Here is a 24,092-nt window from a genome sequence, read left to right on the forward strand (position 1 = left end):
TCGAGGGGACCTGCCTAGCGTCCTTCCCCATGACAGCGAGCATGACCGACGGCGAGTTGGGGCGTGTGCTGCTGACCCTGCGCGGCGTGCAGTGGATCCTGGGCACCAAGGGCGATCCGTACGCGCTGCTGCTTCGTGCTGCCGGGGACGACCGCGCCGAACTGGGCCGGCGGGTCCGCGAGCGCGGCCCCCTGTACCGCAGCAGCGCCGAGGCGTGGGTGACGGCGGACCACGAGGCGGCCACCGCCGCGCTGGCCGACCGGCGGCTGACGCCCCGGCCACCGGGGGCCGGGGCGTCAGCCGGTGAGCCGGCCGGCGAACCGGCGCCCTGGGACGTTCCCGCCCTGCACGAGGCACTGCCGCTCGCCGAACTGCCCACCGGACTCGACCGCGAGGAGTACGAGCGGCTGGCGCGCTGGGCCGAACCGGTCCTCGGCGAACGGGCCGTGGGCCGCCTGCGGGCACCGGCCGTACGGGCCTACCGGAGCCGGACGGCCGCCCTCGGCGAGCGGTTCGACCTGGTGGACGACCTGATCCGGCCGACCACCGTCGAGACGGCCCGGGTGCTGCTCGGGCTGCCGCGGCACCGGGCCGAGCGCTTCGCCGAACTGTGCGGCGCGACCGCCGGAGCGCTGGACGCGACGCTCTGCCCGCCCAGGCTGGACACCGCCCGCCGGCTGGGCGCCGCCCTGCCCGAACTCCGCGCCCTGCTCGCCGAGACGGTCGCGGACGCGGAGAAGGCGGTCGCCGGGAACACGAACGCCGGGAAGACGGTCGGGCGTGCGACCGGGGGCGGCCTGCCCGGCCGGCTGCTGCGGCTCCCGCCCCCGGACGGGCGTCCGGCGGCCGCGGCCGACGACGTGCTGACCGTGAGCGTCCTGCTCGCGACGGTCGGCGTCGACGTCACCACCACGCTGGTCGGCAACGCGCTCGCCCTCCTGCTGGACCACCCCGAGCAGTGGCGGGCCCTGGTCGAGGACCCCGGGCTCGCCACCGCCTGCGTCGCCGAGACCCTGCGGCACGCGCCGCCGGTCCGGCTGCGCCGACTGTACGCCCGGCAGGACCTGGAAATCGCCGGGACCGGGGTGGCCGCCGGCGAGGAGGTGGTGGTGCTGGTCGAGGCCGTGCACCGCGACCCCCGGCGGCACCCCGACCCCGACCGCTTCGACCTCCGCCGGCCCGCCCCCGACCGCCGGCTGCTCCCCGAGGACGGCCACCACGGCGGCCTCGTCGTCCCGGCGGCGCGGCTGGCGGCCGACGCGGCCCTGCGGGCCCTCGCCGCGGAGCTGCCCGACCTGACCCGAACCGGCGAGGTGCTGCGCCGGCTCCGTTCACCGATCACCAGCGGGGTGCTCCGCTTCCCCGCCGCCCGCCACGGAACCGTCCGGCGGCAGATCCCGCCCCGGGCCCGATGAATCCCGAGGAAGGCCCCATGTGCCGTGTCTGTGGAGGACCCGTCCGTCAGTTCTTCGACTTCGGGCGCCAGCCACTGTCCGACGCCTTCGTGGACCCAGAACGCGTCGACGAGGAGTACTTCTTCCGGCTCGCCGTGGGCATCTGCGAGTCCTGCGGCATGACCCAGCTCCTGGAGGAGGTCGCCCGGGACCGCATGTTCCACGAGGCCTACCCCTACCACTCGTCCGGCTCGGCCCACATGCGGCGGCACTTCGAGCGGACCGCCGCCCGGCTGTCCCGGGACCACCTGCGTGGGCCCGACCCGTTCGTGGTGGAGATCGGCTGCAACGACGGGGTGATGCTGCGCGCCCTGGCCAAGGAGGGCATCCGTCACCTCGGTGTCGAGCCCTCCGGCGGCGTGGCCGAACTCGCCCGCCAGCAGGGCGTCCGGGTCCGCTCCGAGTTCTTCGAGGAGGCGACGGCGGCCGCGATCCTGGCCGCCGACGGCCCCGCCGACCTGGTCTACTCCGCCAACACTGTCTGCCACATCCCCTACCTGGACTCCGTCTTCCGGGGCCTCGACACCCTGCTGGCCCCGGACGGCGCTTTCGTCTTCGAGGACCCGTACCTCGGTGACATCCTCGAACGCACCACCTTCGACCAGATCTACGACGAGCACTTCTACTTCTTCACCCTGACCTCGGTGCGGAACGCGGCCGCCCGCCACGGCTTCGAGGTCGTCGACGTCGAACGGCTGCCGGTGCACGGTGGCGAACTGCGCTACACCCTCAAGCGGGCCGGCCGCGGCACCCCGAACCGGGCCGTGGCCGAACTGGCAGCCGAGGAGCGGCGCAGGGGGCTGGACAACCCCGAGGTGTTCGACGAGTTCGCTGTCCGGATCGAACGCATCCGCACCGAACTGACCACGCTGCTGAGGAAGTTGCGCGCGGAGGGCAAGCGGGTCGTCGGCTACGGCGCCACCGCCAAGAGCGCCACCGTGACCAACTACTGCGGCATCGGACCCGAGTTGATCGAATGGGTCTGCGACGTGACCCCGGCCAAGCACGGCAAGCTCATGCCCGGCTCGCACATCCCGGTCCGCCCCAGCGAGGCCCTGGCCCAGCCCTACCCGGACTACGTGGTGCTGTTCGCCTGGAACCACGCCGAGGAGATCATGGCCAAGGAGCGGCTGTTCCGCGAGTCCGGCGGGCGCTGGATCGTCTACGCGCCGGAGGTCCGCGTCATCTGACCCCGCACCATCCCACCGCCGGTCCCCGCCGGCGCCACCACCAGCAACGAGGACGGTGACATGGAGTCGCGACAACTCGCCGTGGCCGGCGCGTTCGAGTTCCGGCCGAAGGTCTTCACCGACGAACGGGGGCTCTTCGTCTCCCCGTTCCAGGAGACGGCCGCCCGCGAGGCCCTGGGGCATCCCTTGTTCCCCGTGGCCCAGACCAACCACAGCCGCTCCCGGCGCGGCACGATCCGGGGCGCCCATTACACCCTCACGCCCCCGGGGGTCGCCAAGTACGTGTACTGCGCGCGCGGCCGGGCGCTCGACCTGGTCATCGACGTCCGGGTCGGCTCGCCCACATACGGCCGCTCGGACGCCGTCCTGCTCGACCAGGAGGACTTCCGCGCCGTCTATTTCCCGGTCGGCGTCGCCCACGCCTTCGTGGCCCTGGAGGACGACACCGTGATGTCGTACATGCTCTCCGGCGAGTACGTCCCCGAGCACGAGCTGTCGCTCTCCGTCCTCGACCCGGCGCTCGGCCTGCCGCTGCCGCGCGACGTCGACCCGGTCATGTCCGAACGGGACCGGGCCGCGCCGACCCTGGAGACGGCCGAGAAGAGCGGCACCCTCCCGGAGTACCGCGCGTGCCTCGACCTCGAACGGGCACTGTGCGGACGCCCGGCCCGATGACCGCCGGGCCGCGGACGGGCGCCGTCGCCGTGATCGGCGCCACCGGCTGGGTCGGCGGCGCGGTGACCGCCGCGTTCGCCCGGGCCGGCCGGCCCGTGGCCGAGGTCGCGCGCCGCCGGCCCCCGGACACCGCCGGCCGGCGCTTCCACGCCCTCGACGTCGCCGCCGCGGACCCGGCCGAGCTGGCCGCACTGCTCGCCGAGGCCGACGTGGACACCGTGGTCAACGCGGCCGGCGGCTGGGTCACCGGAGCGGCCGAGAACGAGCGCGCCCACGTCCGGCTGGTGGAGAACCTGCTGGCCGCGTGCGCGCGCACCCCCCGCCCGCCGCGCCTGGTGCAGATCGGCTCCGTGCACGAGTACGGACCGCTGCCCGCCGGCACCGCCGTCGACGAGACCTGGGCGCCGAACCCCGGCTCCGTCTACGCCCGCACCAAACTGGCCGGCGCCGAGGCGGTGCTCCGCGCCACCCGCGAGGGCGCGGTGGACGGCGTGGTGCTGCGCGTCGTCAACCTGTGCGGCCCGGGCGTCGCGGCGGGGTTCCTGGGCGCCGCGGTCCGCCTGCTGCGCGCCGCCACCCCGGACCGCCCGGCCGAGCTGACCGTGGCCGACGCCCACCGCGACTACCTCGACGTCCGGGACCTGGCCGGCGCCGTCCTCGCGGCCGCCACCGCCCCGGTGACCGGCCAGGTGATCAACGTGGGTCGCGGCGAGGCAGTACCTGTGAGCCGCCTGATCGACCTGCTCGTCGCCGCCGCGGCCCCGCCGCCCGGCGCGGTCCGGCGGCGCACCGCCCCGGTCGACTCCCGGGGCGGTGACTGGACCCTCGCCGACATCGCCCGCGCGGCCCGGCTGCTGGGGTGGCGACCGCAGGTGGACCTGCCCGCCTCGATCAAGGACATGTGGGACGCGTCCCGCACGGACCACCTGGAGCGAGCATGACCGAAGCAACCGCACGACCCGCGAGCCGGCGGCGCACCGCCGCCACCCCCCTGCGCGTCGCCGCCTCGGCCCGCGCCCGGCCCGACGGGCCCGCCTCGCGCCAGGACTTCCGCGACTGGTTCGCCGAGGCCGCGAAGCGCACCTTCACCTGGGTGGAACGGGTCCCGCTGGACGAACTCGCCGGCTGGCGCACCGACCCCGGCACCGGCAACCTGCGCCACCACACCGGTGGCTTCTTCACCGTGGAGGGCCTGGAGGTGCGGATCCCGGACGGCCCGGTGCCGGCCTGGAGCCAGCCCATCATCAACCAGCCCGAGATCGGCGTCCTCGGCATCCTGGTCCAGGAGTTCGACGGGATCCTGCACTGCCTGATGCAGGCCAAGGTCGAGCCCGGCAACGCCAACGGGCTGCAGATCTCGCCGACCGTGCAGGCCACCCGCAGCAACTACACCGGCGTCCACGGCGGCCGGCCCGTACCGTACCTGGAACTGTTCCGGGACCCGGGCCCGGACGGCCCGCTGGTCGACGTGCGCCAGTCCGAACAGGGCTCCGCCTTCCACCACAAGCGGAACCGGAACATGGTGGTCGAGGCGTACGGGGACGTGGAGGTGCACGAGGGCTTCCGCTGGTTCACCCTCGGCGAGCTGCACCAACTCCTCGCCGAGGACGACCTGGTCAACATGGACGCCCGGACCGTGCTGTCCTGCCTGCCGTTCGCCGACGCCCGGCTCGCCCGCGAACTCGGCCCGCCCGACGACGAGTTCCGGGCGGCCCTGTTCCGCTCCTGCGACCCGTCCGCCGGGGCCCGGCACTCGCTGGACTCCGTGCTGAGCTGGATCACCGAGGCCCGCACCCGCACCGAGGTCCGGGTGCGCCGCGTCCCGCTCGCCGGACTTCCTGGCTGGCACCGCACCCCGGAGCGGATCTCGCACGAGAGCGGCGCCTTCTTCGACGTCATCGGCGTACGGGTGGAGGCCGGCGGCCGGGAGGTCGCCCAGTGGTCCCAGCCGATGATCGAACCGCACGGCACCGGCGTGGTCGCCTTCCTGACCCGGCCCATCGACGGGGTGCTGCACGTCCTGATGCACGCCCGGGCCGAGGCCGGCTACATGGACGTGGTGGAACTGGCCCCCACCGTCCAGTGCACCCCCGACTCCTACGCGCACCTGCCGGGCAGCGCCCGGCCGCGCTTCCTCGACGCGGTGGAGGCGGCGGACCCGGGCCGGATCCGCTTCCGGTCCGTGCTCTCCGAGGAGGGCGGACGCTTCCACCACGCCCGCAACCGCTACCTGATCGTCGAGGGCGACGCCGACACCGACGTCGCCCCCGACGACCCCGACTACCGGTGGATGACCGTGCACCAGCTCGTCGAGCTGCTGCGCCACAGCCACTACCTGAACATCCAGGCCCGCAGCCTGGTGGCCTGCCTGCAGAGCCTGCTCGTCCCCGGCGAGCCGGCGCCGACCGCGGAGAGGAAGGTGCCGTGATGCACCCCGACAACGTACGCCCGGTCACCCGGTGCCGGGTCTGCGAAGCCTCGGACTGGCAGGAGGTGGTCTCCTTCGGCGACGTGCCGCTGGCCAACGCCTTCCTGGAACCGGCCGCCTCCTACGTGGACGAGCCGGCCTACCCGCTGGGCGTGGTGTCCTGCCGCTCCTGCCGGCTGATGAGCGTCACCCACGTGGTCGACCCCGAGGTGCTGTACCGCACCTACAGCTACGTCACCTCGGACTCCGAGACCATGACCCGGCACATGGCGAGGGTCGCCGACCTGTGCCGGGAGCGGGCCGGCCTCGCCGCCGGCGACCTGGTGGTGGAGCTCGGCAGCAACACCGGCCAGCAGCTCGCCGCCTTCGCCCCGCACGGGGCCCGGCTGCTCGGCGTGGACCCGGCCCGCAACCTGACGGCCGCCGCCGACCGGCTCGGAGTCCCCACCGTGCCCGAGTTCTTCACCGCCGCCACCGCCGGGGCCGTCCGCCGGGACCACGGCCCGGCCCGGATCATCCTCGGCCGGCACGTCTTCGCCCACATCGACGACCTCGCCGGGGTGCTCGCCGGGGTGCGGGAGCTGCTCGCGTCCGACGGCGTGTTCGTCATCGAAGTCCCGTACGCGGTCGACCTGTTGGAGAAGAACGCGTTCGACACCATCTACCACGAGCACCTGTCGTACTTCCTGGTCCGCACGCTGGACACGCTGTTCACCCGGCACGGCCTCAGCCTGTTCGACGTGCAGCGGCTCCCGGTGCACGGTGGCTCCCTCCTCGCGTTCGTGGGCCGCCCCGAACAGGGGCGGCCGGTCGGCGCGACCGTCGGGGCGCTGATCGCGGCCGAGGAACGGGCGGAGCTCGGCAGCGAGGCCGGTTACCGGGAGTTCGTTCGCGGCGTCCAGGCCGTCCGGGAGGAACTGCCCGCCCTGGTGCGATCCCTGGTCGAGGAGGGCAACCGGGTCGCCGGGTACGGGGCGTCGGCCAAGGGCACCACGATCCTCAACATCTGCGGGCTCGGCCCGGACGAGGTGGCGTACTGCACCGACACCACCGTCCTCAAGCAGGACAAGGTGCTGCCCGGCACCCACATCCCGGTGCGCAGCCCCGACTGGGCGCGGACCGATCCGCCGGACGTCTACCTGATGCTGGCGTGGAACTACGCCGACGAGATCCTGCGCAAGGAGGAGGCCTTCCTGCGGGCCGGCGGCCGGTTCGTGCTGCCGTTCCCGAAGCCCGTCATCGTCTCGGCGGACTCGCTGCGCTGACGGCACGCCGGCGCCGACGGCCGGACGAGCGAGGCCCGGCGGAACGTCACCAGGACGTTCCGCCGGGCCTCGCGCCGTGCTCAGGGCCGGTCGTCGCGGGTCACGTACCGTTCGCGCACCCGCCACTGGCCGTCCTCGACGACCAGCAGGTCCTCGCACACGCACATCAGCAGCAGCCGGGGGTCCTCGCCCTGGCGGGTCGCCACCACCTGCACGTACGAGCGCACCCGCACCGAGCCGTCCGGTGCCGCGCGCTCCACCGCCGCCGTGGACAGCACGTGCCGGCGGACCTCGCCCCCGGCCACCAGGGCTGCGTGCGCGGTGCGCACCCCGGCGGCCAGGGCGGCGCGGCCGCGGACCGGCTCGGGCAGCGACGGCGGCGCGAACAGGCCGTCCGCGGTGAAGGTGGCGGCCCACGCCTCGGCCTCGCCGGAGTCCAGCAGCTGCATCTGCCGGGCGTAGAAGTGCCCCAGGTCGGCGCAGAGCGCCGGGTACGCCTCCTGCGCCGGGCTGACGGTGTCCGTCATGGTTCTCCCTCCTCGCCCGCGGGATCGCGGGACGCTGCCCGGATGTTCGCGCCCGCGCTTGGAGCCGGGCTGGTGCCCGGGCCCGCCTCCGGCTCCAGCCCGGCTCCACCGTTGTTCCGGAGCCGGCCGGGAGGATCCGGAGCCCGACGCCGCGGCCGGCTCCGACCCGGGGCCCGGCCCGAGGTTGCGGCCCAGAGGTTGCGGCCCAGAGGTTGCGGCCCCGAGGTTGCCGCCCCGACCCCACGGAGGTGCCCTGTGCGGCTCATCGACCTGTCCTCGCCGGTGGACGCCACGCTCTGGGAACCCGATCCCGTGGAGCACGAGGTCCTCACTCCCCGCGAGGGCGCCGTGCACATGAGCGAGGAGATGCGCACCCACTTCGGCATCGAGGTCGGCCCCGACGAACTGCCCGACGGTGAGTTCCTCTCCCTGGACCGCCTCACCCTCACCACCCACACCGGCACCCACGTGGACGCGCCCTCCCACTACGGATCGCGGGCCGGCTACGGCGACGGCGTGCCGCGGCACATCGACCGGATGCCGCTGGACTGGTTCCTGCGGCCCGGTCTGGTCCTCGACCTCACCGACGCGCCCACCGGCGTCATCGGCGCGGACCGCCTGGAGCGGGAGTTCGCGCGGATCGGCCGCCGCCCCGCCCCGCTGGACATCGTCCTGCTGCACACCGGGGCCCAGCGCCACCAGGGCACCCCGAAGTACTTCACCGAGTTCGCGGGCCTCGACGGGCCGGCCGTCCACCTGCTGCTGGACCTCGGCGTCCGGGTCATCGGCACGGACGCGTTCAGCCTGGACGCGCCGTTCGGCGACATCATCGCCCGCTACCGGGCCACCGGGGACCGCTCGGTGCTGTGGCCCGCGCACGTGATCGGCCGGGACCGCGAGTACTGCCAGATCGAGCGGCTCGCCAACCTGGAGGCGCTGCCCGGCCCGGACGGCTTCCGCGTCTCCTGCTTCCCCGTCAAGGTGGCCGGGGCCGGGGCCGGCTGGGCCCGCGCGGTGGCGATCGTCGACGAATGAGCGTCCGCCGCCCGTGACCGGGCCCGCACGCCTGCCCGCACGTGTACCCGCACCCGCACCGAAGGAGTCCGATGTACGGTCAGGACCTGGCGGAGGTCTACGAACTGGTCTACCGCTCGCGCGGCAAGGACTGGGCCGCGGAGGCCGCCGCGATCACCCGCCTGATCCGGGAACGGCTGCCCGGGGCGGACTCCCTGCTGGACGTCGCCTGCGGCACCGGCGCCCACCTGGAGACCTTCGCCGGGCGCTTCGGCCACACCGAGGGCCTGGAACTCGCCCCGGCGATGCTGGAGCGCGCCACCCGCCGGCTCCCCGGGGTGCCGCTGCACCGGGGCGACATGCGCGCGTTCGACCTCGGGCGCCGGTTCGACGCGGTGGTCTGCCTCTTCACCGCCATCGGCTACCTGCCGGACCTGGCCGGCCTGCGGGCGGCGGTCGCCGCGATGGCCCGCCATCTGCGGCCCGGCGGGGTGCTGGTGGTCGAACCCTGGTGGTTCCCGGAACGGTTCCTCGACGGGTACGTGGCCGGTGACCTCGCCAGTGACGAGCGGCGCACCGTCGCCCGGATCTCGCACTCCACCCGACACGGCCGCACCACCCGCATGGAGGTCCGGTTCGTGGTCGGCGAGGCCGACGGCATCCGGGAGTTCACCGAGATCGACCTGCTCACCCTGTTCACGCAGGAGGAGTACCTGGCCGCGTTCACGGACGCCGGCTGCCCGGCGGAGTACCTCCGGCCGGACTGGACGGCGCGCGGGCTGTTCGTCGCCCGCCGCGACTGACACCGGCACCGGTGTCGAACCGGGTGCGAGACGGATGCGAGTGCCGTCGGCTGGGATCGGAGCCCGCCGGCGCCCGGTCCGAGCCCGGTCCGAGCCCGGCCCGAGCCCGGTCCGAGCCCGGTCCGAGCCCGCCGGAGCTTGTCGGAGCCTGTCGAAGACGAAAGAGAAGAGAGTTCTTGTGACCATTCGCGTATGGGGATATCTGGACGAGTACGCCGCGGAACGGGAGGACATCCTCGACGCGGTGGACACCGTCTTCGGCTCGGGCCGGCTGGTCCTCGCCGACAGCGTCCGGTCGTTCGAGGAGGAGTTCGCCGCCTGGCACGGCGTCCCGCACTGCGTCGGGGTGGACAACGGCACCAACGCCGTCAAGCTCGGTCTGGAGGCCCTCGGGGTGGGGCCCGGGGACGAGGTGATCACCGTCTCGAACACGGCCGCCCCGACCGTGGTCGCCATCGTCGGCACCGGGGCGACCCCGGTCTTCGTCGACGTGGGCGAGGACTACCTGATGGACGTCTCCCAGGTGGAGGCCGCCATCACCCCGCGGACCCGCTGCCTGCTGCCGGTCCACCTGTACGGCCAGTGCGTGGACATGGCGCCGTTGGAGGAACTCGCCGAGCGGCACGGCCTGGCCGTGCTGGAGGACTGCGCCCAGGCCCACGGCGCCCGTCACCACGGCCGCCCGGCCGGGACGATGGGCCGGGCCGCCGCCTTCTCCTTCTACCCGACGAAGGTCCTGGGCGCGTACGGCGACGGCGGCGCCGTCCTCACCTCCGACGCCGAGGTCGACGGCGCGCTGCGCCGGCTGCGCTACTACGGCATGGAGGAGCGGTACTACGTGACCGCGCTGCCCGGCCACAACAGCCGGCTGGACGAGGTCCAGGCCGAGATCCTGCGGCGCAAACTCCGCCGCCTGGACAGTTACGTGGTGGCTCGGCAGGACATCGCCCGGCGCTACGCCGTGGGGCTCGCCGACACCGACCTGGTCCTCCCGGAGACGGCCCCCGGCAACGAGCACGTGTACTACGTCCACGTGGTGCGCCACCCGCGCCGGGACGAGATCATCGAGGCGCTGCGGCCCCGGGGCATCGAACTCAACATCAGCTATCCGTGGCCGGTGCACACCATGACCGGCTTCGCCCACCTCGGTCACGGGGAGGGCTCGCTCCCCGTGACCGAGCGGCTGGCCGGTCAGATCTTCTCGTTGCCGATGTACCCCTCGCTGACCGCGGACGCCCAGGACCGGGTGATCGAGGCCCTGCGCGAGGTGCTCAAGAACCTGTCCTGACCGGCCGGTCCGTCCCGTCCGCCGCCGGCCGGGAGAGCCGGGCCGCGTAGAGTCCGTTCTCGCTCAGGCTCAGCGACCGCAGCGCGGTGGCGTGCGGGACGAAGTCCGGGTGCCCCACCGCGCGCCGGAAGGAGTCCCGGTCCCGCCACACGGCGAGGTTCACGTAGCGGGCCGGGTCGTCCACCTCCCGCAGCAGGGTGTGCCGGACGAATCCCGGCTGCCGGGCCATGAAGGCGGAGGTGCGGTCGAAGACCTCCTCGAACTCCTCGGCCGGCCCGAGCACGGTGAACCGGTTGACGAACGTCACCTCGGCGCCGCCGGGTGCTTCGGGGGACACGTGCTCTTCGTTCGGCATGGCGGGATCGTCCTCGTCTCGTGTGGGCGGATCGGCGGGCGGGGTGTCCGGCACCTCGCCCGGGCGCCTGCGCGCGGCAGCCGCGGACGCGTGCCGCCGAGCCTGACGGCCGGCTGTGGAGGATGCCTCGACAGCCGCTGACCGCCGTCGCGGGCCCGGCGGGACCTGCCGGGCCCGCCTCAGCGCACCGCCGCCTGCTGGACCAGCGGCCGGGCGGCCAGCGCGTCCTCCCGCCGCTCCCGCGCGTAGGCGCGGGCCAGCCGGTCGAAGACGTAGCGGCCGATCCCGTCCCCGCGCCGGTCGGTGGCCAGCAGGTGGTGGTCCGCCAGCTCCTCCAGGATGGTCTCCAGGTCCTGGGCCGGGCGGCACAGCAGCTCGGCGGCCCGGCTCGCGGTGAACGGCGACTCGTCCACCTCGCTGAGCAGCCGGAAGACCTCCTGCTCCGCGCCGGTCAGTCCGTGGTAGCTCGCCTCGAACCGGGAGCGCACGTCCAGCTCGCCCAGCCGGGCCACGTCCAGGATGCGGGGAGTGGCCCCGAGCCGGTCGGCGAGCACCGCGAGCGAGAGGCCCGGGCCCGCCGCGAGCCGCCCGCCCACGCAGCGCAGGGCGAGCGGGTGACGGCCCAACAGCTCGACGATCCGCAGCGCGGCCTCCGGCTGCCGCTCGACGCGGTGGCGGCCGGCCAGGGCCGCCAGGATCTCCAGGGCCTCCTCCCGGGGCGGCGCGTGCAGTTCGACGTGCTCGGCCTCCACCAGGGCGGCCATCCGGCGGCGGCTGGTGACCAGCAGCGCGCAGCGCGGGTCGGCGGGCAGCAAGTGCCGGATCCGGGCCGAGGACTCGACGTCGTCCAGCAGCACCAGGATGCGCCGCCCGGAGGTGCGGGAGCGGAACAGCGCCCCGCACTCCTCCAGGCTCTCCGGGATGCGTGAGGCCGGGACTTCGAGGGCCCGCAGGAAGCCGCGCAGCACCTCGGCGGGGTCGCGCGGCTCGGTGGAGGAGCCGCGCAGGTCCGCGTACAGCTGTCCGTCGGTGAAGCGGGTGCGGAGCAGGTGGGCGAGGTGCACGGCCACCGCGCTCTTGCCGATCGCGGGCGGTCCGCTGATCACGCCGATGCGGGCCGCGGTGCCGTGGGCCTCGGGGTCGTCCGGCTCGCGCAGCGCCGCCTCCAGCTCCTTGAGGACGGCCTGCCGGCCGACGAACCCGGCCAGTCCGGCGGGCAGTTGGGCGGGTGTCCCGATGGAATCCGGCGGCGAGAGGGGCGGCGCCGGGAAGACCGCGGCGGGCGGCAGGAGGGTGGGGGAGTGGGCGGGCGCGGGCGCGGGCGCGGGCGTGCGCTCGCCGGCCGGGGCGAGGGCGGGCGCCACCGGTGCGGGCTGCGGGCCGCGCGGCCCCGGGGGTTCGGCGGGCGGGTCGGAGAGCAGGGTGTACTGGAGCCGGGCGAGGTCGCCGCCCGGTTCGAGCCCCAGCTCGTCGATCATCTTCTGGCGCAGGATCCGGTACACCTCCAGTGCCTCGTGCCGGCGGCCGGATCGGTGCAGGGCCACCATCAGCAGCCCGTGCAGGTGTTCGTGCAGCGGGTGGGCCAGGACCAGCGCCTTGAGCTCGCTGATGAGTTCGCGGTGCCGGCCGGCTTCCAGGTCGGCCTCGATCCGCAGTTCGAGGATGCGGAAGCGCAGTTCCTCCAGCCGGGTCACGTAGGAGAAGAGCCGTCCGCCGGTCTCGACGTCGGCGAGGGCGGGGCCCCGCCACAGGGCCAGGGCCCGCTCGAAGCTCTCCAGCGCCGCCGCGGACTCGTTCCGCAGGAGGAGTTCCTGGCCCCGTTCGGCCTCCCGCTCGAAGAGGCTGACGTCGAGGGTGTCCTCCGGGATGCTGAGGACGTAGCCGCCCGGCTGGGTCTGCAGGAGGTTCCCCAGGCCCTGCTTCAGCAGGAGCTTGCGGAACTTGTAGATGTACGTCTGGAGGGTGGTGACCGCGCTCGGGGGCGGGAGTTCGGGCCACAGCTCGTCGATCAGTTCGGGTGCCTGCACGACGGTGTCGTGCCGCAGTATCAGCAGGGATATGACCTGACGCGGCTTGGGCGCGGTCGGCATGATGTTGCGCCCCCGCCACAGGATCTCGACGGGGCCCAAAAGCCGGAACTCCAAGATGTTCCTCCCGTTCAGGTGGGGCCTGACATCTTGTCGTGCTCGTAGCGGAGTGGTGGGGTCGCTCCGGATGAGATCGAGCACGCATCTCGTCATCAGGTGATCGTCACGACTTCACCGTAAGTCCTTAAATACACCTGGTCAATGACCGGCAGCGGGCCCGGAGGTGGCGGTCTGAATCACTGCCAAAAGAACGAGATGTCTTGTTTGTCTGGTTTTGCATTGCCCGCCGAAGGAAAAGTTCCCGTAAAGTCCGACCGATTGGGAAGTGGCGGATATTCGATCCCGGTGGGCGCGCGGCCGTGGTCGCCGCACGGTGCTCGTCAGCTCGCGGGTTCCGTCCTTCGACCGGGGTCGACGGTTCGGGCGCCGAGCGATCCTTTCCCGCCACCACTACCGCGTCCGCCACCCGCCACGACCGGCGGGGGCACCGCTCTCCCGGCCCCGGACCGCACTGCCGCCCAGGCGCAGTCTCCGCCCAACAGGCCCTGCATGCCCGCCTGTTCGAGTAGTCCTCCAGCGGGACTCGAATGGGGGAGCGTCCCACCGGACGGCCGGAGCGGACGTCGGACCCGCTTCCGGAGCCGCCGCCCAGCCCCCTGGCGACCCTCCACGGGCCATTGAGCCGAATGCGAGCCGATCCGCGCACGATCCCTCCGTGGGCATTACCGCCGGTGCCGGCCCGGAGATCCGCGGTGTCGGGACCGGGGCAGGGAATTCGGATGAACACACGAAGGTAAAGGGGGGGACGGAATGAGAGCGCCGGAGAATCGACGCGCGGTCATCACCGGAATCGGGATCGTGGCGCCCGGTGCGATCGGTGTGAAGCCGTTCTGGGAGCTGCTGACATCCGGCCGGACCGCCACCCGCACCATCACCGCGTTCGACCCCTCGCCATTCCGGTCCCGAATGGCGGCGGAATGCGATTTCGACCCTGCGGCGGAAGGGCTCACACCCCGGCAGATCCGGAGGATGGACCGGGCCGCGCAATTCGCCGTCGTCGCCGCCCGCGAAGGAATCCAGGACAGCGGCATCGACCCCGACGCCCTGGACCGTTCCCGGGTCGGCGTCGTCATCGGCAGTGCCGTCGGCTGCACCACCGGTCTGGAGAACGAATACGCCGTCGTCAGCGACAGCGGGAGCCGGTGGCTGGTCGACCACACCTATGCGGTGCCACACCTGTTCGACTACTTCGTCCCCAGTTCGATCGCCACGGAGGTCGCGCACGACCGCATCGCGGCGGAGGGCCCCGTCTCCCTGGTGTCGACCGGCTGCACCTCCGGCCTGGACGCGGTCGGCCGGGCCGCCGACCTCATCGTGGACGGCACCGCCGACGTGATGGTGGCCGGCGCGACCGAGGCCCCCATCTCGCCCATCACCGTGGCCTGTTTCGACGCCATCAAGGCGACCAGCCCCTACAACGACCGGCCGGCCGAGGCGTCCCGGCCCTTCGACCGCACCCGGCGCGGCTTCGTCCTCGGCGAGGGCGCCGCGGTCTTCGTCCTGGAGGAGCGGGAGCACGCCCGCCGCCGGGGCGCCGAAGTCTACGCCGAGATCGGCGGGTACGCGGCCCGCTCCAACGCCTTCCACATGACCGGACTGCGCCCCGACGGACGGGAGATGGCGGAGGCGATCCGGGCGGCACTGGCGGAGGCCCGGACCGACCCGTCGGAGATCGACTACGTCAACGCCCACGGCTCGGGCACTCGCCAGAACGACCGGCACGAGACCGCGGCCTTCAAACTCAGCCTCGGCGAGCACGCCCGCCGCACCCCGGTCAGCAGCATCAAGTCCATGATCGGCCACTCGCTGGGCGCCATCGGCTCCCTGGAGATCGCCGCCTGCGCCCTCGCCATCCGGCACGACGTGGTGCCGCCCACAGCCAACCTGCGCGAGCCCGACCCGGAGTGCGACCTCGACTACGTGCCGCTGGAGGCCCGTTCGGTGGCCGTGTCCGACGTCCTCACGGTCGGCAGCGGCTTCGGTGGCTTCCAGAGCGCCATGGTGTTGACCGAGCCCGGCAGCCGGGGACGGGCCGCCGCGTGAGCGGGGCCGACCCGGTCGTCACCGGGATGGGCGTGCTGGCCCCGACGGGCCTGGGCCGTGACGAGCACTGGACGAACACCCTGGACGGCGTCTCGGCGATCGGCCCCGTCACCCGCTTCGACGCCGACCGCTACCCCAGCCGGCTCGCCGGCGAGATCCCCCGGTTCGTCGCGGAGGAGCACCTGCCCGGCCGGCTCCTGCCGCAGACCGACCACATGACCAGGATGGCGCTGGTCGCCTCCGACTGGGCGTTCGCCGACGCCGGGGTCGATCCGGCCGCCCTGCCCGAATACGGGGCCGGAGTCGTCACCGCCGCCTCCGCGGGCGGCTTCGAGTTCGGCCACCGGGAGCTGGAGAACCTGTGGGGGCGCGGCCCCGAATACGTCAGCGCCTACCAGTCCTTCGCCTGGTTCTACGCCGTCAACACCGGACAGATCTCCATCCGGCACGGGCTGCGCGGCCCCGCCGGCGCGCTGGTCACCGAACAGGCCGGCGGCCTCGACGCCCTGGGGCAGGCCCGCCGCGACCTGCGCCGCGGCCAGCGGATGGTCCTCGCCGGCGCGGTGGACGGATCCCCCTGCCCCTGGGGCTGGGTGGCCCAGCTCAGCACCGCCCGGATGAGCCGGCGGACCGACCCCACCCGGGCCTACCGCCCCTTCGACCCCGAGGCCGACGGCTACGTGCCGGGCGAGGGCGGCGCGTTGCTCGTCCTGGAGCGCGAGGACGCGGCCCGTACGCGGGGAGCCCTGGACGACGGCCGCTGGTACGGCCGGATCACCGGCTACGCGGCCACCTTCGACCCGCCGCCGGACTCCGGCCGGCCCGCGAACCTGCTGCGCGCCGCCCGAGCGGCCCTCGACGACGCCGGGCTGCGGCCCGGTGACATCAGCGTGGTCTTCGCCGACGCGGCCGGCACCCGGGCGGAGGACGCGGTCGAGGCCGAAGCCCTGCGCGGCCTCTTCGGCCCGTACGGCGTACCGGTCACCGCCCCCAAGACCATGACCGGGCGGCTGAGTTCGGGTGGCTCCGCGCTCGACGTGGCCACGGCGCTACTGGCCCTGCGCGACGGCGTCATCCCCCCGACCGTCAACGTCGCCCGGCCGCTGCCCGACCACACCCTCGACCTGGTGACGAGCCCGCGCCGGGGCCCGCTGCGTACGGCGCTGATCCTCGCCCGCGGACACGGCGGGTTCAACTCGGCCCTGGTCGTGACCGGACCCGGCGGGCCCCCGTCCGACCCCACCCAACCGTGACCGGAGAAGAGACCACCATGACCCACCTGACCACCGACCGGCTCCTGGCGATCCTGCGCGAGTGCGCCGGCGAGGGTGACCCCCTGGAGCCCGCCGACCAGCCCGAGGAGCTCGACTTCGCCGTCCTGGGCTACGACTCGCTGGCCCTGCTGGAGACGCTCAGCAGGCTGAAGCGCGAGTTCGGCATAGACATCGAGGAGGACGAGTTCGCCGCCGTCAGGACCCCCACCGAGCTCACCACGCTCGTCAACCGCCTCCTGGCGCGGTCCCCCTCCGCCTGACGGCCCTCGCCACACCCGACGGCCGCATCCCCCCGATGGCCATCGGCGGCGGCACCACCCCACTCTGACACTCCGGAGTGGCCGCCCTCCGGGCCACCGGATTGGCTGCCTCCGATGCCGTCGACCACGTCCTCGGCTACAGCTCTCCCCAACAAGCCGAAGATAGGCAATAAGTTGGTCGAGCGTCGGGCACTGTAGTCATCGAGGAGTTGGCCACGATCAAGCCCGGATCTGCCGAATCATCCAACCGAGGCAACCCCCGCGAGCGCGGGGCCGACGGCGAGGACGACGTGGTCCGCACCGCGGCGCTGGAGTAACCCCCGCGAGCGCGGGGCCGACAAGGCGCGCGCCGCGGCCCGCCAGGGCGAGAAGGAGTAACTCCCGCGAGCGCGGGGCCGACAACTTCCTGCGCTACCCGAAATTGCCGAACCTGGAGTAACCCCCGCGAGCGCGGGGCCGACACCTGCGAGGTGATCAAGGAGCTGTTCGCCTGGGAGTAACCCCCCGCGAGCGCGGGGCCGACGGCGGAGTCGGACATCGGCGCTCCTCCTACTCGGAGTAACCCCCGCGAGCGCGGGGCCGACTCGGCATCGTGGCCGGTGCGGTGCACCACGATGGAGCAACCCCCGCGAGCGCGGGGCCGACGGCCTGTGGCTGGTCAACCGGCTCGCGGCCCGGGAGCAACCCCCGCGAGCGCGGGGCCGACCGCGGACAGCAGGACGAACCGGTCTACGAGGCGGAGCAACCCCCGCGAGCGCGGGGCCGACTGCGTGCCCGCCCACCGCGCCAGGCGTGCGCGGGAGCAACCCCCGCGAGCGCGGGGCCGACGAAATCCACGGTGCTCTACATCCCCGTCGTGCAGAGCAACCCCCGCGAGCGCGGGGCCGACACCAGACCAGTGCGGTGCGGGCGGGCTGTCACTGAGCAACCCCCGCGAGCGCGGGGCCGACGGGGAGTGGCCGCTCAGGTCCTGGCCCAGGACGGAGCAACCCCCGCGAGCGCGGGGCCGACATGGCGGGGCAGGGGCCGGTGTGGTGGGCTCCGGAGCAACCCCCGCGAGCGCGGGGCCGACTGCGGGCAGCCATCGGTGTACCCGTGGATGGCAGAGCAACCCCCGCGAGCGCGGGGCCGACAACCTGTGGATAACTCCGGTATTTCGCTGCCGGGAGCAACCCCCGCGAGCGCGGGGCCGACACTTCCTGACCTGCGGTGATTGGCGTCAGAGGAAGCCGGCTGATTCAGTTCGATCGGCCAGCAGTTTGCCGATCACTATATATGTCCAGTCGTCATATCCGCTTGCCTGCAAGCTCGTTGTCAGCGTCGTGGCCTACGCTCCCGAAGCGTACTCGCGCGTGGAGGTCGGGATGATGGTCGAGGACCGCTGGCGGTGGTATCCACCCGAGGTCAGGGGCTGGTTGGGCGCGCTGTGGGGTAAGTCCGCGGGGCGGGCCGGGGGGACGGTCAACCTTCTGCTGTCGCACATGCTGGACACTGCCGCCGTGGCGGAGATGATCTGGGACCGCTACCTGCCGCCGGTGACGCGATGGCGTCTGGACGCCATCGCGGGTGGCCCGGGAATGGGCCGACGTCTGTTCGCCTGGCTGTGCGGGATCCACGACTGCGGCAAGGCCACCCCGGTGTTCCAGCAGCTCGACGCTGCCGGCGAAGCCGCAGTCCGTCAATCGGGCCTCACCTGGGACAAGTACGCGGTGAAGGGCGCCTCTTGGAGGCATGACAAGGCCGGCGCCCGCGTGCTGAGGGCGCTGCTCGCCGAAGCGAAGTGGGCGGGCGACCAGATCGGCTGGGTGTGGCCGCTGGTCGCCGGCCACCACGGGCTGATCCCGACAGTGGGACAGTTGAGCCCACCGAAGAAGAACGAAAAGCTTCAGGGATCCAGCCGACCTTGGAAGATGGCGCAGTCGGCGCTTGTGGAGGTCTTCTCCCGGGAGCTCGGCTACGAGAGTGAGGCGCCGCTTGCCGCTGTGGAGCCCGCGTTGGTGCCGAGTCGTGCGGTGCAGCTCCAGTTGTCCGGGTTTGTGGTGATGGCAGACTGGATCGCCAGCGATGAGCGGCACTTCGAGGGCGTGTCCGATCTGACAACGGTCACGCTGCCCCAGGCGCGGCAGCGGGCCGCCGCGGCGTGGTCGAGGCTCGAACTGCGTGGTGGGTGGGGGGCGTTGGCGGTGCCCGGCCCCGAGTCGTTTCGGGACCGCTTCGGCCATGGGCCCAGGTCCTCCCAGGAGTTGGTCCCCGATGTGGTGCGCCGGATGGGCGGGCCTGGCCTGGTGATCGTCGAGGCGCCGATGGGGGAGGGGAAGACGAAGGCCGCGTTGGCGGCGGCCGAGCTGCTGGCCGCGCGTCACGGTGCGGACGGGGTGTTCCTGGGCATGCCGACCCAGGCGACCGCGGACCCGATGCTCACCCAGGTCCGGTCGTGGCTGCGCAAGGTCGAGGACGGCTTGGAGGACCAGGTCGCGCTGCTGCACGGCAAGCGGATGTTCAACAAGGAGTGGCGCTCCCTGCTGGAGGGCGCGGGGGAGTGGGGGCAGGAGGCCGACGACCCCTTCGCGTCGGTGGGGGAAGACGAGTTCGGCATGCGGACCGACTGCTTCGACGGCTGCGAGGGCGGGGAGCGCAGGGCTCCCGCCGAGTGGTTCCTCGGCCGTCGCCGTGGCCTGCTGAGCCCGTTCGCGGTCGGCACCATCGACCAGCTCCTGTACGCCGCGACCCGGACCAAACATGTGATGCTCCGGATGGCTGGTCTGGTGGGCAAAGTCGTGGTCCTCGACGAGGTCCACGCGGTCGACGTCTACATGTCGCAGTTCCTGTTGGAGGGCCTGTGGTGGCTCGGCCAGGCCGGGGTGCCGGTGGTGCTGCTGTCAGCGACCCTGCCGCCCGAGCAGCGGCGCAGCCTGGCCGCCGCTTACCTGGCCGGTGCACGGTCGGCTGAGGTCTCGGACCATCCGGACCATCCGGATCTCCCGGGGCTTCCGGAACCGCAAGGGTACCCGAACGTGACGGCCGTGTGGGCGGAGCAGGGCGGGCGTCCGGGCTTCTTGGTGGAGAGCACGGAGCCGTGGCGCGACGACCTCCCGGTGCGCGTTGAAGTGCTTGACGAACCGCCGGTGCCGCACGGGCCCCGCGACCACCGGAGTGGCGTCGAACCGGCGGGTGCGCAGGTAACCGACTACCTGCGGGAACGCCTGGCCGACGGCGGGTGCGTCCTGGTCATCCGCAACACCGTCGCCCGCGCCCAGGCCACGTTCGGCGCCCTCCGGAAGGAGTTCGGCGCCGATGTCCGCCTTCTGCACGGCCGCCTGCACGCAGGACACCGAGCCGACCGGACTCAAGAGGTGCTGGAACTCCTCGGACCGCCGGCCAAGGGGGTCAAGCGCCCCGACCGGCTGATCGTGGTCGCCACCCAGCTCGCGGAGCAGTCCTTCGACGTCGACGCCGATCTGCTGATCACCGACCTCGCCCCGATCGACCTCCTCCTCCAGCGTATCGGCCGCCTCCACCGCCACGACGGGGTGAAGCGCCCCCGTTTGCTGGCCCAGCCCACCGTCGTCGTCACCGGCATCGGCCTCCGAGGCGACGACGCGCCACGCATCCTGGAGGCCTCCGAGAAGATCTACGGCCGCTATCTCCTGCTGCGCACGGGCGCCGAGGTCATGCGGACGGCGACGAGCGGCGCAGGCGTATGTGTCTGGAGCATCCCCGGCCGGGTCCCGGACCTGGTCGCCCGCGTCTACGGCACCGATCCCGTCGTTCCGGCCGAGTGGGCCGAGGCCGAGGTGCAGGCCCTGCGGGTCTGGGAGGAACGGCAGGCCAAACGCCGGGCGGAAGCCGCCCAGTACGTGCTGACCCGCGCCGGGGAGCACGGGGAGCCGACCTTGGCCGGCCTGCACTACGGAGCCCACAGCACGCTGGCGGAGGGTCAGTTCGAGGCACTTGTCCGCGACGGGGACCGCAGTGCGGAAGTGGTCCTGGTGCGCCGCACCGACCGCGACCTTCACACGATGACGGGTCGCAAGCTCGGGCCGAACGGCGAGGTCGCGGCGGAGATGGTGGACGACGTGCTCTCCGGAACGGTGCGCTTGCCCGCCGGCCCGACCGAGGTGGCCGAGCAGGTGCTCGGCCCCCTGTCGGGCTGGCGCGACCACCCGTGGCTGCGATTCAGCCTGGCCCTCGAACTCGACGAGGACGGTGCCGCGGTCCTCGGAGACTTCCGGCTGCGCTACGACGACCGGCTTGGCCTCGTGGTGAGCGGAGGGCGCCGTTACGGATGACGGCGAGTCGGTGGGCTGGGCAGTTGCCAGCCCACCAACGCAACCCCGCGAGCGCGGGGCCGACTTGCAGCCGACACCGGCTCGCAAACACGGCCAGGGGCCATCCCCGCGGACGAAGCCCGCGGGACCGAGGGGTAATTCAAGCATTTACCCCACAACGGGTCACCACCGGTGCCACGATGAACGAACGGCAGGCTAAACATGGCTAGTTGGGAGAACAGCGCGTGCCTGGGTACAACCTTGTCGACGAACCGTGGCTGACGGTGCGGCCCGTCGGCGGCGGGCCGCCCGTGGAGCTGGGGATCGCCGAGGTCCTGGCCCGGTGCCACGAGCTTGAGGGCCTCGTCGTGGAGTTCTCCACCCAGCTCCCGGCCGTCTTGCGCCAGGTCCTGCTGCCCGTCGTCGCCGATGCCACCGGTGCGCCCCGGAGCTTCCGGCAGAAGGGCGAACGACTCATGCGGGAGGGCGGGTTCACGAAGGACGAGCTGGGCAGTCTCCAGAGGTACCTCGACGAGCACCGCGCGAAGTTCGACCTCTTCGATCCCGTGGCTCCGTTCGGGCAGGTGGCCGGACTGCGCACCGCCAAGGGCGAGACGAAGGGCTCCGCCGCCCTCGTGGCGACCGCCGCGAGTGGCAACAACGTCCCGCTGTTCGCCAGCCGTACGGACGCGGATCCGCTCGACCTGACACCGGCCCGGGCCGCCCACTGGCTCGTGCACACCCACTGCTGGGACACCGCAGCGATCAAGACCGGTGTCGTCGGAGACGACCAGGTCAAGGCGGGAAAGACGACCGGGAACCCGAAGGGCCCGCTCGGCCAGCTCGGCGTCATCGTCCCCATCGGACGCACTCTGTACGAGACCCTCCTGCTGAACCTCCCGCTCACCCCGCCCAAGGCTCTCGGTGTCCCGCAATGGAAGCGCGGGCCGCACGGACCGGTCTGGGAGTCCCGCGCGGCCGAGGGCCTCCTCGACCTGTGGACCTGGCAGGCCCGGCGGATCCGGCTCATCCCGCACCAGGACGACGCGGGCCGGCTGAAGGTCACCCGGGTGGTCATCAGCGCAGGCGACCGGCTCACGCCCACGTCCGAGCAGGAGCCGCACACGGCCTGGACGTTCACGGCTCCCGCCAAGAAGTCCGCCTCGGTCCTGCCCGAGCGCAGGCCGCGCCGCCACACCCAGGGCAAGGCCGCCTGGCGCGGCCTGGACGCCCTCCTCGCCCCGATCCGCCAGGGCCCGGACGGCGCCTTCGAGACGAGCATCCTGCTCGACGAGGTCAGCGCACTGCAGGAGGAAGGCGAACTCCCCGCCGACTACCCCCTTCAGGTCGAGACCTTCGGCATGGTCTACGGCACCCAGTCCTCCGTCGTCGAGGACGTCATCCACGACGCGATCCCGCTGCCCCTGCTCGCCCTCCACCAGGACAGCGAGGCTCACCAGCTCCTCCTGGACGTGGCCGAGCAGGCGGAACAGCTCGCCCAGGCCGTCAACAACCTCTCCGCCGACCTGCGCCGGGCCGCCGGCACCGACCCCATCCCGGGGGACAAGGGCCAGCGCCCCGGCGATCTCCTCCTGCACACCCTCGACCCCCTGGTGCGCCGCCTGCTCGCCGGCGTCCGCGACGCCGGAACCGACGACGACATCCTGGAGCGGGGCAGGCTCGCCTGGGAGGAACTCGCCCACCGCCGCGCGCGGGACGCGGCGAACGAGCTCCTGCTGGCCGCCCCCGCCACCACCTTCGCGGGCCGCGTCGTCAGCCCGGCCGGCACGTTGGGCAAGCCGCAGACCTACCGACTCGGCACGGCGGGCGGCAACTTCCGGCACCGGCTCGACGAGATCCTTCCCCGCTACGCCGACGCCGTCAGGGAAGCGGCCGCCGTCAGGGAAGCGGCCGCCGCCCGGGCGGCCGAGACCGGACCCGACCTCGAACCCGACCGTGGAGCGGACCTTGACGACTGAACACACCCTCACCGCCAAGCGGCGCCGGTACTGGGATCAGGTCACCGCCCCCGACCACACCTGGCGCGTCAACCCCCACACCCAGCAGCCGCGCCGCCCCCCGGGTGAGGACCTCGCCGCCATGCGCTCCGGTCTCGGGCGCCCCGTCATGGACAGCCCCAAGATGTGGCCGCTCTACAGCTGCGAGGTCAACGACGTCCTCGCGCTGCGCGACGAGGTCTCCGACGAGCAGAAGGCCGAACACGCGGCCCTCGCCCTCTACGGACTCCACCAGCAGAGCCAGTCCACGCCGATGCACCGTCGCGGCGTCAAGCTCGGCGAGGCGCTGCGGGCCCTGCGCCGCAGCGGCAAGTTCAGCGAAGACGCGCTCGACACCCGCGTCGCCCAGCTCGCCGGAGCGACCAGCGTGTCCGCACTGCTGGTCCACCTGCGCGGCCTGGTCACCCAACTTCGCACCGTCGGGCAGCCGTTGGACTACAACCACCTGATGGCCGACATCCAGGCCTGGCACCACACCGACCGGCGCCCGCAGGTCCGCCTCAAGTGGGCCATCGGCTACCAGGCCTGGAAGGACAACGAAAAGGACAAGGGCCCCGCCGCTAGCTGACCGCACCGGCGAACAGTCACCACCCCGGCACGCCCACCGCCACCCTTCGAGGAGAAGCGCATGACCGCCCGTCTCTACATCGACGTGCACATCCTGCAGACCGTCCCGCCGGCGAACCTCAACCGGGATGACAACGGCAACCCAAAGGAGGCCTACTTCGGCGGCAAACGCCGCTCCCGCGTCTCCTCCCAGGCCTGGAAGCGCGCCACCCGCGTCCACTTCGCCGAGAGCCGCGACCGGCAGGACCTCGCCACCCGCACCAAGCGAATCGCCGCCCAGCTGGCAAAGGGCATCGCCGAGCGCGGCGGCATCGCGGTTGAGGACGCGCAGCGGGTCGCCGACGCGCTGATCAAGTCGACCGGGATCTCTGCTGGGAAGAAGGACGGCGACACCGCCTACCTCCTCTTCTACGGGCGCCGCCAGCTGGACGGCATCGTCGCCCTGGTCGCCGACACCGGCGCCGACCTCGCCGCCCTCGACGCCAAGGGCCTCGACGAGGCTGTCAAGGCCCTGCC

The 24,092-nt window shown here is 73.0% G+C and carries 19 protein-coding genes and 1 CRISPR repeat array; of the genes, 16 read left to right on the forward strand and 3 right to left on the reverse strand.

From position 1 onward, the window contains the following. The first annotated feature begins 29 nt into the window (after window positions 1-29). Genes AB0E96_RS07420 through AB0E96_RS07445 form a run of 6 tightly spaced genes read left to right on the forward strand, consistent with a single transcriptional unit; the run spans window position 30 to window position 7,012 of the window. Window positions 30-1,415, forward strand: a complete 1,386-nt coding sequence (locus AB0E96_RS07420; RefSeq protein ID WP_359819737.1) for a P450-derived glycosyltransferase activator — start codon at window positions 30-32, stop codon at window positions 1,413-1,415. Between the two features lie 17 nt (window positions 1,416-1,432). Beyond that, on the forward strand, window positions 1,433-2,644 hold the full coding sequence (locus AB0E96_RS07425; RefSeq protein ID WP_359819740.1) for a class I SAM-dependent methyltransferase: 1,212 nt from the start codon (window positions 1,433-1,435) through the stop codon (window positions 2,642-2,644). A 60-nt stretch (window positions 2,645-2,704) separates the two neighbouring features. Further along, on the forward strand, window positions 2,705-3,319 hold the full coding sequence (gene rfbC / locus AB0E96_RS07430; RefSeq protein ID WP_359819743.1) for a dTDP-4-dehydrorhamnose 3,5-epimerase: 615 nt from the start codon (window positions 2,705-2,707) through the stop codon (window positions 3,317-3,319). Next, on the forward strand, window positions 3,316-4,260 hold the full coding sequence (locus AB0E96_RS07435) for an NAD(P)-dependent oxidoreductase (RefSeq protein WP_359819746.1): 945 nt from the start codon (window positions 3,316-3,318) through the stop codon (window positions 4,258-4,260). The genes rfbC and AB0E96_RS07435 overlap by 4 nt, the downstream gene beginning before the upstream one ends. Continuing rightward, window positions 4,257-5,747 carry an NDP-hexose 2,3-dehydratase family protein gene (locus AB0E96_RS07440; protein WP_359819750.1) on the forward strand — a complete coding sequence of 497 codons (1,491 nt, stop codon included), beginning with the start codon at window positions 4,257-4,259 and terminating at the stop codon, window positions 5,745-5,747. Before AB0E96_RS07435 ends, AB0E96_RS07440 begins: the two co-directional genes overlap by 4 nt. Then, on the forward strand, window positions 5,747-7,012 hold the full coding sequence (locus AB0E96_RS07445; RefSeq protein ID WP_359819752.1) for a class I SAM-dependent methyltransferase: 1,266 nt from the start codon (window positions 5,747-5,749) through the stop codon (window positions 7,010-7,012). The genes AB0E96_RS07440 and AB0E96_RS07445 overlap by 1 nt, the downstream gene beginning before the upstream one ends. An 80-nt stretch (window positions 7,013-7,092) precedes the next feature. Here AB0E96_RS07445 and AB0E96_RS07450 read toward each other — a convergent pair whose 3' ends face one another. Next, the gene (locus AB0E96_RS07450) at window positions 7,093-7,539 is read right to left on the reverse strand and encodes a nuclear transport factor 2 family protein (RefSeq protein WP_359819755.1); all 447 of its coding nucleotides are present in this window, start codon (window positions 7,537-7,539) and stop codon (window positions 7,093-7,095) included. A 255-nt stretch (window positions 7,540-7,794) separates the two neighbouring features. Between AB0E96_RS07450 and AB0E96_RS07455 the strand changes: the two genes are divergently transcribed. From AB0E96_RS07455 to AB0E96_RS07465, 3 genes are all read left to right on the forward strand, one after another. Next, a complete protein-coding gene (locus tag AB0E96_RS07455; protein ID WP_359819757.1) occupies window positions 7,795-8,574 on the forward strand; it encodes a cyclase family protein in 780 nt (259 codons plus the stop codon). A gap of 71 nt (window positions 8,575-8,645) precedes the next feature. Then, complete coding sequence (locus tag AB0E96_RS07460) at window positions 8,646-9,356, forward strand: class I SAM-dependent methyltransferase (RefSeq protein WP_359819759.1); 711 nt, start codon at window positions 8,646-8,648, stop codon at window positions 9,354-9,356. A 178-nt stretch (window positions 9,357-9,534) separates the two neighbouring features. Continuing rightward, complete coding sequence (locus AB0E96_RS07465; protein ID WP_359819761.1) at window positions 9,535-10,644, forward strand: DegT/DnrJ/EryC1/StrS family aminotransferase; 1,110 nt, start codon at window positions 9,535-9,537, stop codon at window positions 10,642-10,644. On the opposite strand, the gene AB0E96_RS07470 is transcribed toward AB0E96_RS07465, so the two are convergent. Both AB0E96_RS07470 and AB0E96_RS07475 read right to left on the reverse strand, forming a co-directional pair. Continuing rightward, a complete protein-coding gene (locus AB0E96_RS07470; protein WP_359819764.1) occupies window positions 10,628-10,999 on the reverse strand; it encodes an antibiotic biosynthesis monooxygenase family protein in 372 nt (123 codons plus the stop codon). The genes AB0E96_RS07465 and AB0E96_RS07470 overlap by 17 nt on opposite strands. A 179-nt stretch (window positions 11,000-11,178) precedes the next feature. Beyond that, window positions 11,179-13,143, reverse strand: a complete 1,965-nt coding sequence (locus AB0E96_RS07475) for a BTAD domain-containing putative transcriptional regulator (protein WP_359819766.1) — start codon at window positions 13,141-13,143, stop codon at window positions 11,179-11,181. A 753-nt stretch (window positions 13,144-13,896) separates the two neighbouring features. On the opposite strand from AB0E96_RS07475, the gene AB0E96_RS07480 reads away from it, so the two are divergent. From AB0E96_RS07480 to AB0E96_RS07510, 7 genes are all read left to right on the forward strand, one after another. Continuing rightward, window positions 13,897-15,189: a beta-ketoacyl-[acyl-carrier-protein] synthase family protein gene (locus AB0E96_RS07480; protein WP_359819769.1), complete on the forward strand. Its 1,293-nt coding sequence runs from the start codon at window positions 13,897-13,899 to the stop codon at window positions 15,187-15,189. A 26-nt stretch (window positions 15,190-15,215) separates the two neighbouring features. Beyond that, on the forward strand, window positions 15,216-16,442 hold the full coding sequence (locus tag AB0E96_RS07485; protein ID WP_359819785.1) for a ketosynthase chain-length factor: 1,227 nt from the start codon (window positions 15,216-15,218) through the stop codon (window positions 16,440-16,442). 17 nt (window positions 16,443-16,459) lie between these two features. Then, window positions 16,460-16,723, forward strand: coding sequence for an acyl carrier protein (locus tag AB0E96_RS07490; RefSeq protein WP_359819772.1), 264 nt, complete (start codon window positions 16,460-16,462; stop codon window positions 16,721-16,723). Window positions 16,724-16,975: 252 nt separating this feature from the next. Next, window positions 16,976-17,917: a CRISPR direct-repeat array (repeat unit 24 nt; unit sequence AACCCCCGCGAGCGCGGGGCCGAC). 170 nt (window positions 17,918-18,087) lie between these two features. Continuing rightward, complete coding sequence (locus AB0E96_RS07495; RefSeq protein ID WP_359819775.1) at window positions 18,088-21,012, forward strand: CRISPR-associated endonuclease Cas3''; 2,925 nt, start codon at window positions 18,088-18,090, stop codon at window positions 21,010-21,012. Between the two features lie 224 nt (window positions 21,013-21,236). Continuing rightward, on the forward strand, window positions 21,237-22,970 hold the full coding sequence (casA, locus tag AB0E96_RS07500; RefSeq protein ID WP_359819778.1) for a type I-E CRISPR-associated protein Cse1/CasA: 1,734 nt from the start codon (window positions 21,237-21,239) through the stop codon (window positions 22,968-22,970). Further along, window positions 22,960-23,577 carry a type I-E CRISPR-associated protein Cse2/CasB gene (casB, locus tag AB0E96_RS07505; RefSeq protein WP_359819780.1) on the forward strand — a complete coding sequence of 206 codons (618 nt, stop codon included), beginning with the start codon at window positions 22,960-22,962 and terminating at the stop codon, window positions 23,575-23,577. Before casA ends, casB begins: the two co-directional genes overlap by 11 nt. Before the next feature lie 60 nt (window positions 23,578-23,637). Then, window positions 23,638-24,092 (forward strand): type I-E CRISPR-associated protein Cas7/Cse4/CasC (locus tag AB0E96_RS07510; RefSeq protein ID WP_359819783.1); only part of this gene is annotated, 455 nt, incomplete at its 3' end.

The sequence above is a fragment of the Kitasatospora sp. NPDC036755 genome (assembly GCF_040636595.1).
Classification (GTDB): domain Bacteria; phylum Actinomycetota; class Actinomycetes; order Streptomycetales; family Streptomycetaceae; genus Kitasatospora.

Bases quoted from the DNA above. Each gene is read 5' to 3' on its own strand.
- AB0E96_RS07420 (WP_359819737.1), top strand. From the start codon at position 30: ATGACAGCGAGCATGACCGACGGCGAGTTGGGGCGTGTGCTGCTGACC.
- AB0E96_RS07425 (WP_359819740.1), top strand. From the start codon at position 1,433: ATGTGCCGTGTCTGTGGAGGACCCGTCCGTCAGTTCTTCGACTTCGGG.
- rfbC (WP_359819743.1), top strand. From the start codon at position 2,705: ATGGAGTCGCGACAACTCGCCGTGGCCGGCGCGTTCGAGTTCCGGCCG.
- AB0E96_RS07435 (WP_359819746.1), top strand. From the start codon at position 3,316: ATGACCGCCGGGCCGCGGACGGGCGCCGTCGCCGTGATCGGCGCCACC.
- AB0E96_RS07440 (WP_359819750.1), top strand. From the start codon at position 4,257: ATGACCGAAGCAACCGCACGACCCGCGAGCCGGCGGCGCACCGCCGCC.
- AB0E96_RS07445 (WP_359819752.1), top strand. From the start codon at position 5,747: ATGCACCCCGACAACGTACGCCCGGTCACCCGGTGCCGGGTCTGCGAA.
- AB0E96_RS07450 (WP_359819755.1), bottom strand. From the start codon at position 7,539: ATGACGGACACCGTCAGCCCGGCGCAGGAGGCGTACCCGGCGCTCTGC.
- AB0E96_RS07460 (WP_359819759.1), top strand. From the start codon at position 8,646: ATGTACGGTCAGGACCTGGCGGAGGTCTACGAACTGGTCTACCGCTCG.
- AB0E96_RS07470 (WP_359819764.1), bottom strand. From the start codon at position 10,999: ATGCCGAACGAAGAGCACGTGTCCCCCGAAGCACCCGGCGGCGCCGAG.
- AB0E96_RS07480 (WP_359819769.1), top strand. From the start codon at position 13,897: ATGAGAGCGCCGGAGAATCGACGCGCGGTCATCACCGGAATCGGGATC.
- AB0E96_RS07485 (WP_359819785.1), top strand. From the start codon at position 15,216: ATGGGCGTGCTGGCCCCGACGGGCCTGGGCCGTGACGAGCACTGGACG.
- AB0E96_RS07490 (WP_359819772.1), top strand. From the start codon at position 16,460: ATGACCCACCTGACCACCGACCGGCTCCTGGCGATCCTGCGCGAGTGC.
- AB0E96_RS07495 (WP_359819775.1), top strand. From the start codon at position 18,088: ATGATGGTCGAGGACCGCTGGCGGTGGTATCCACCCGAGGTCAGGGGC.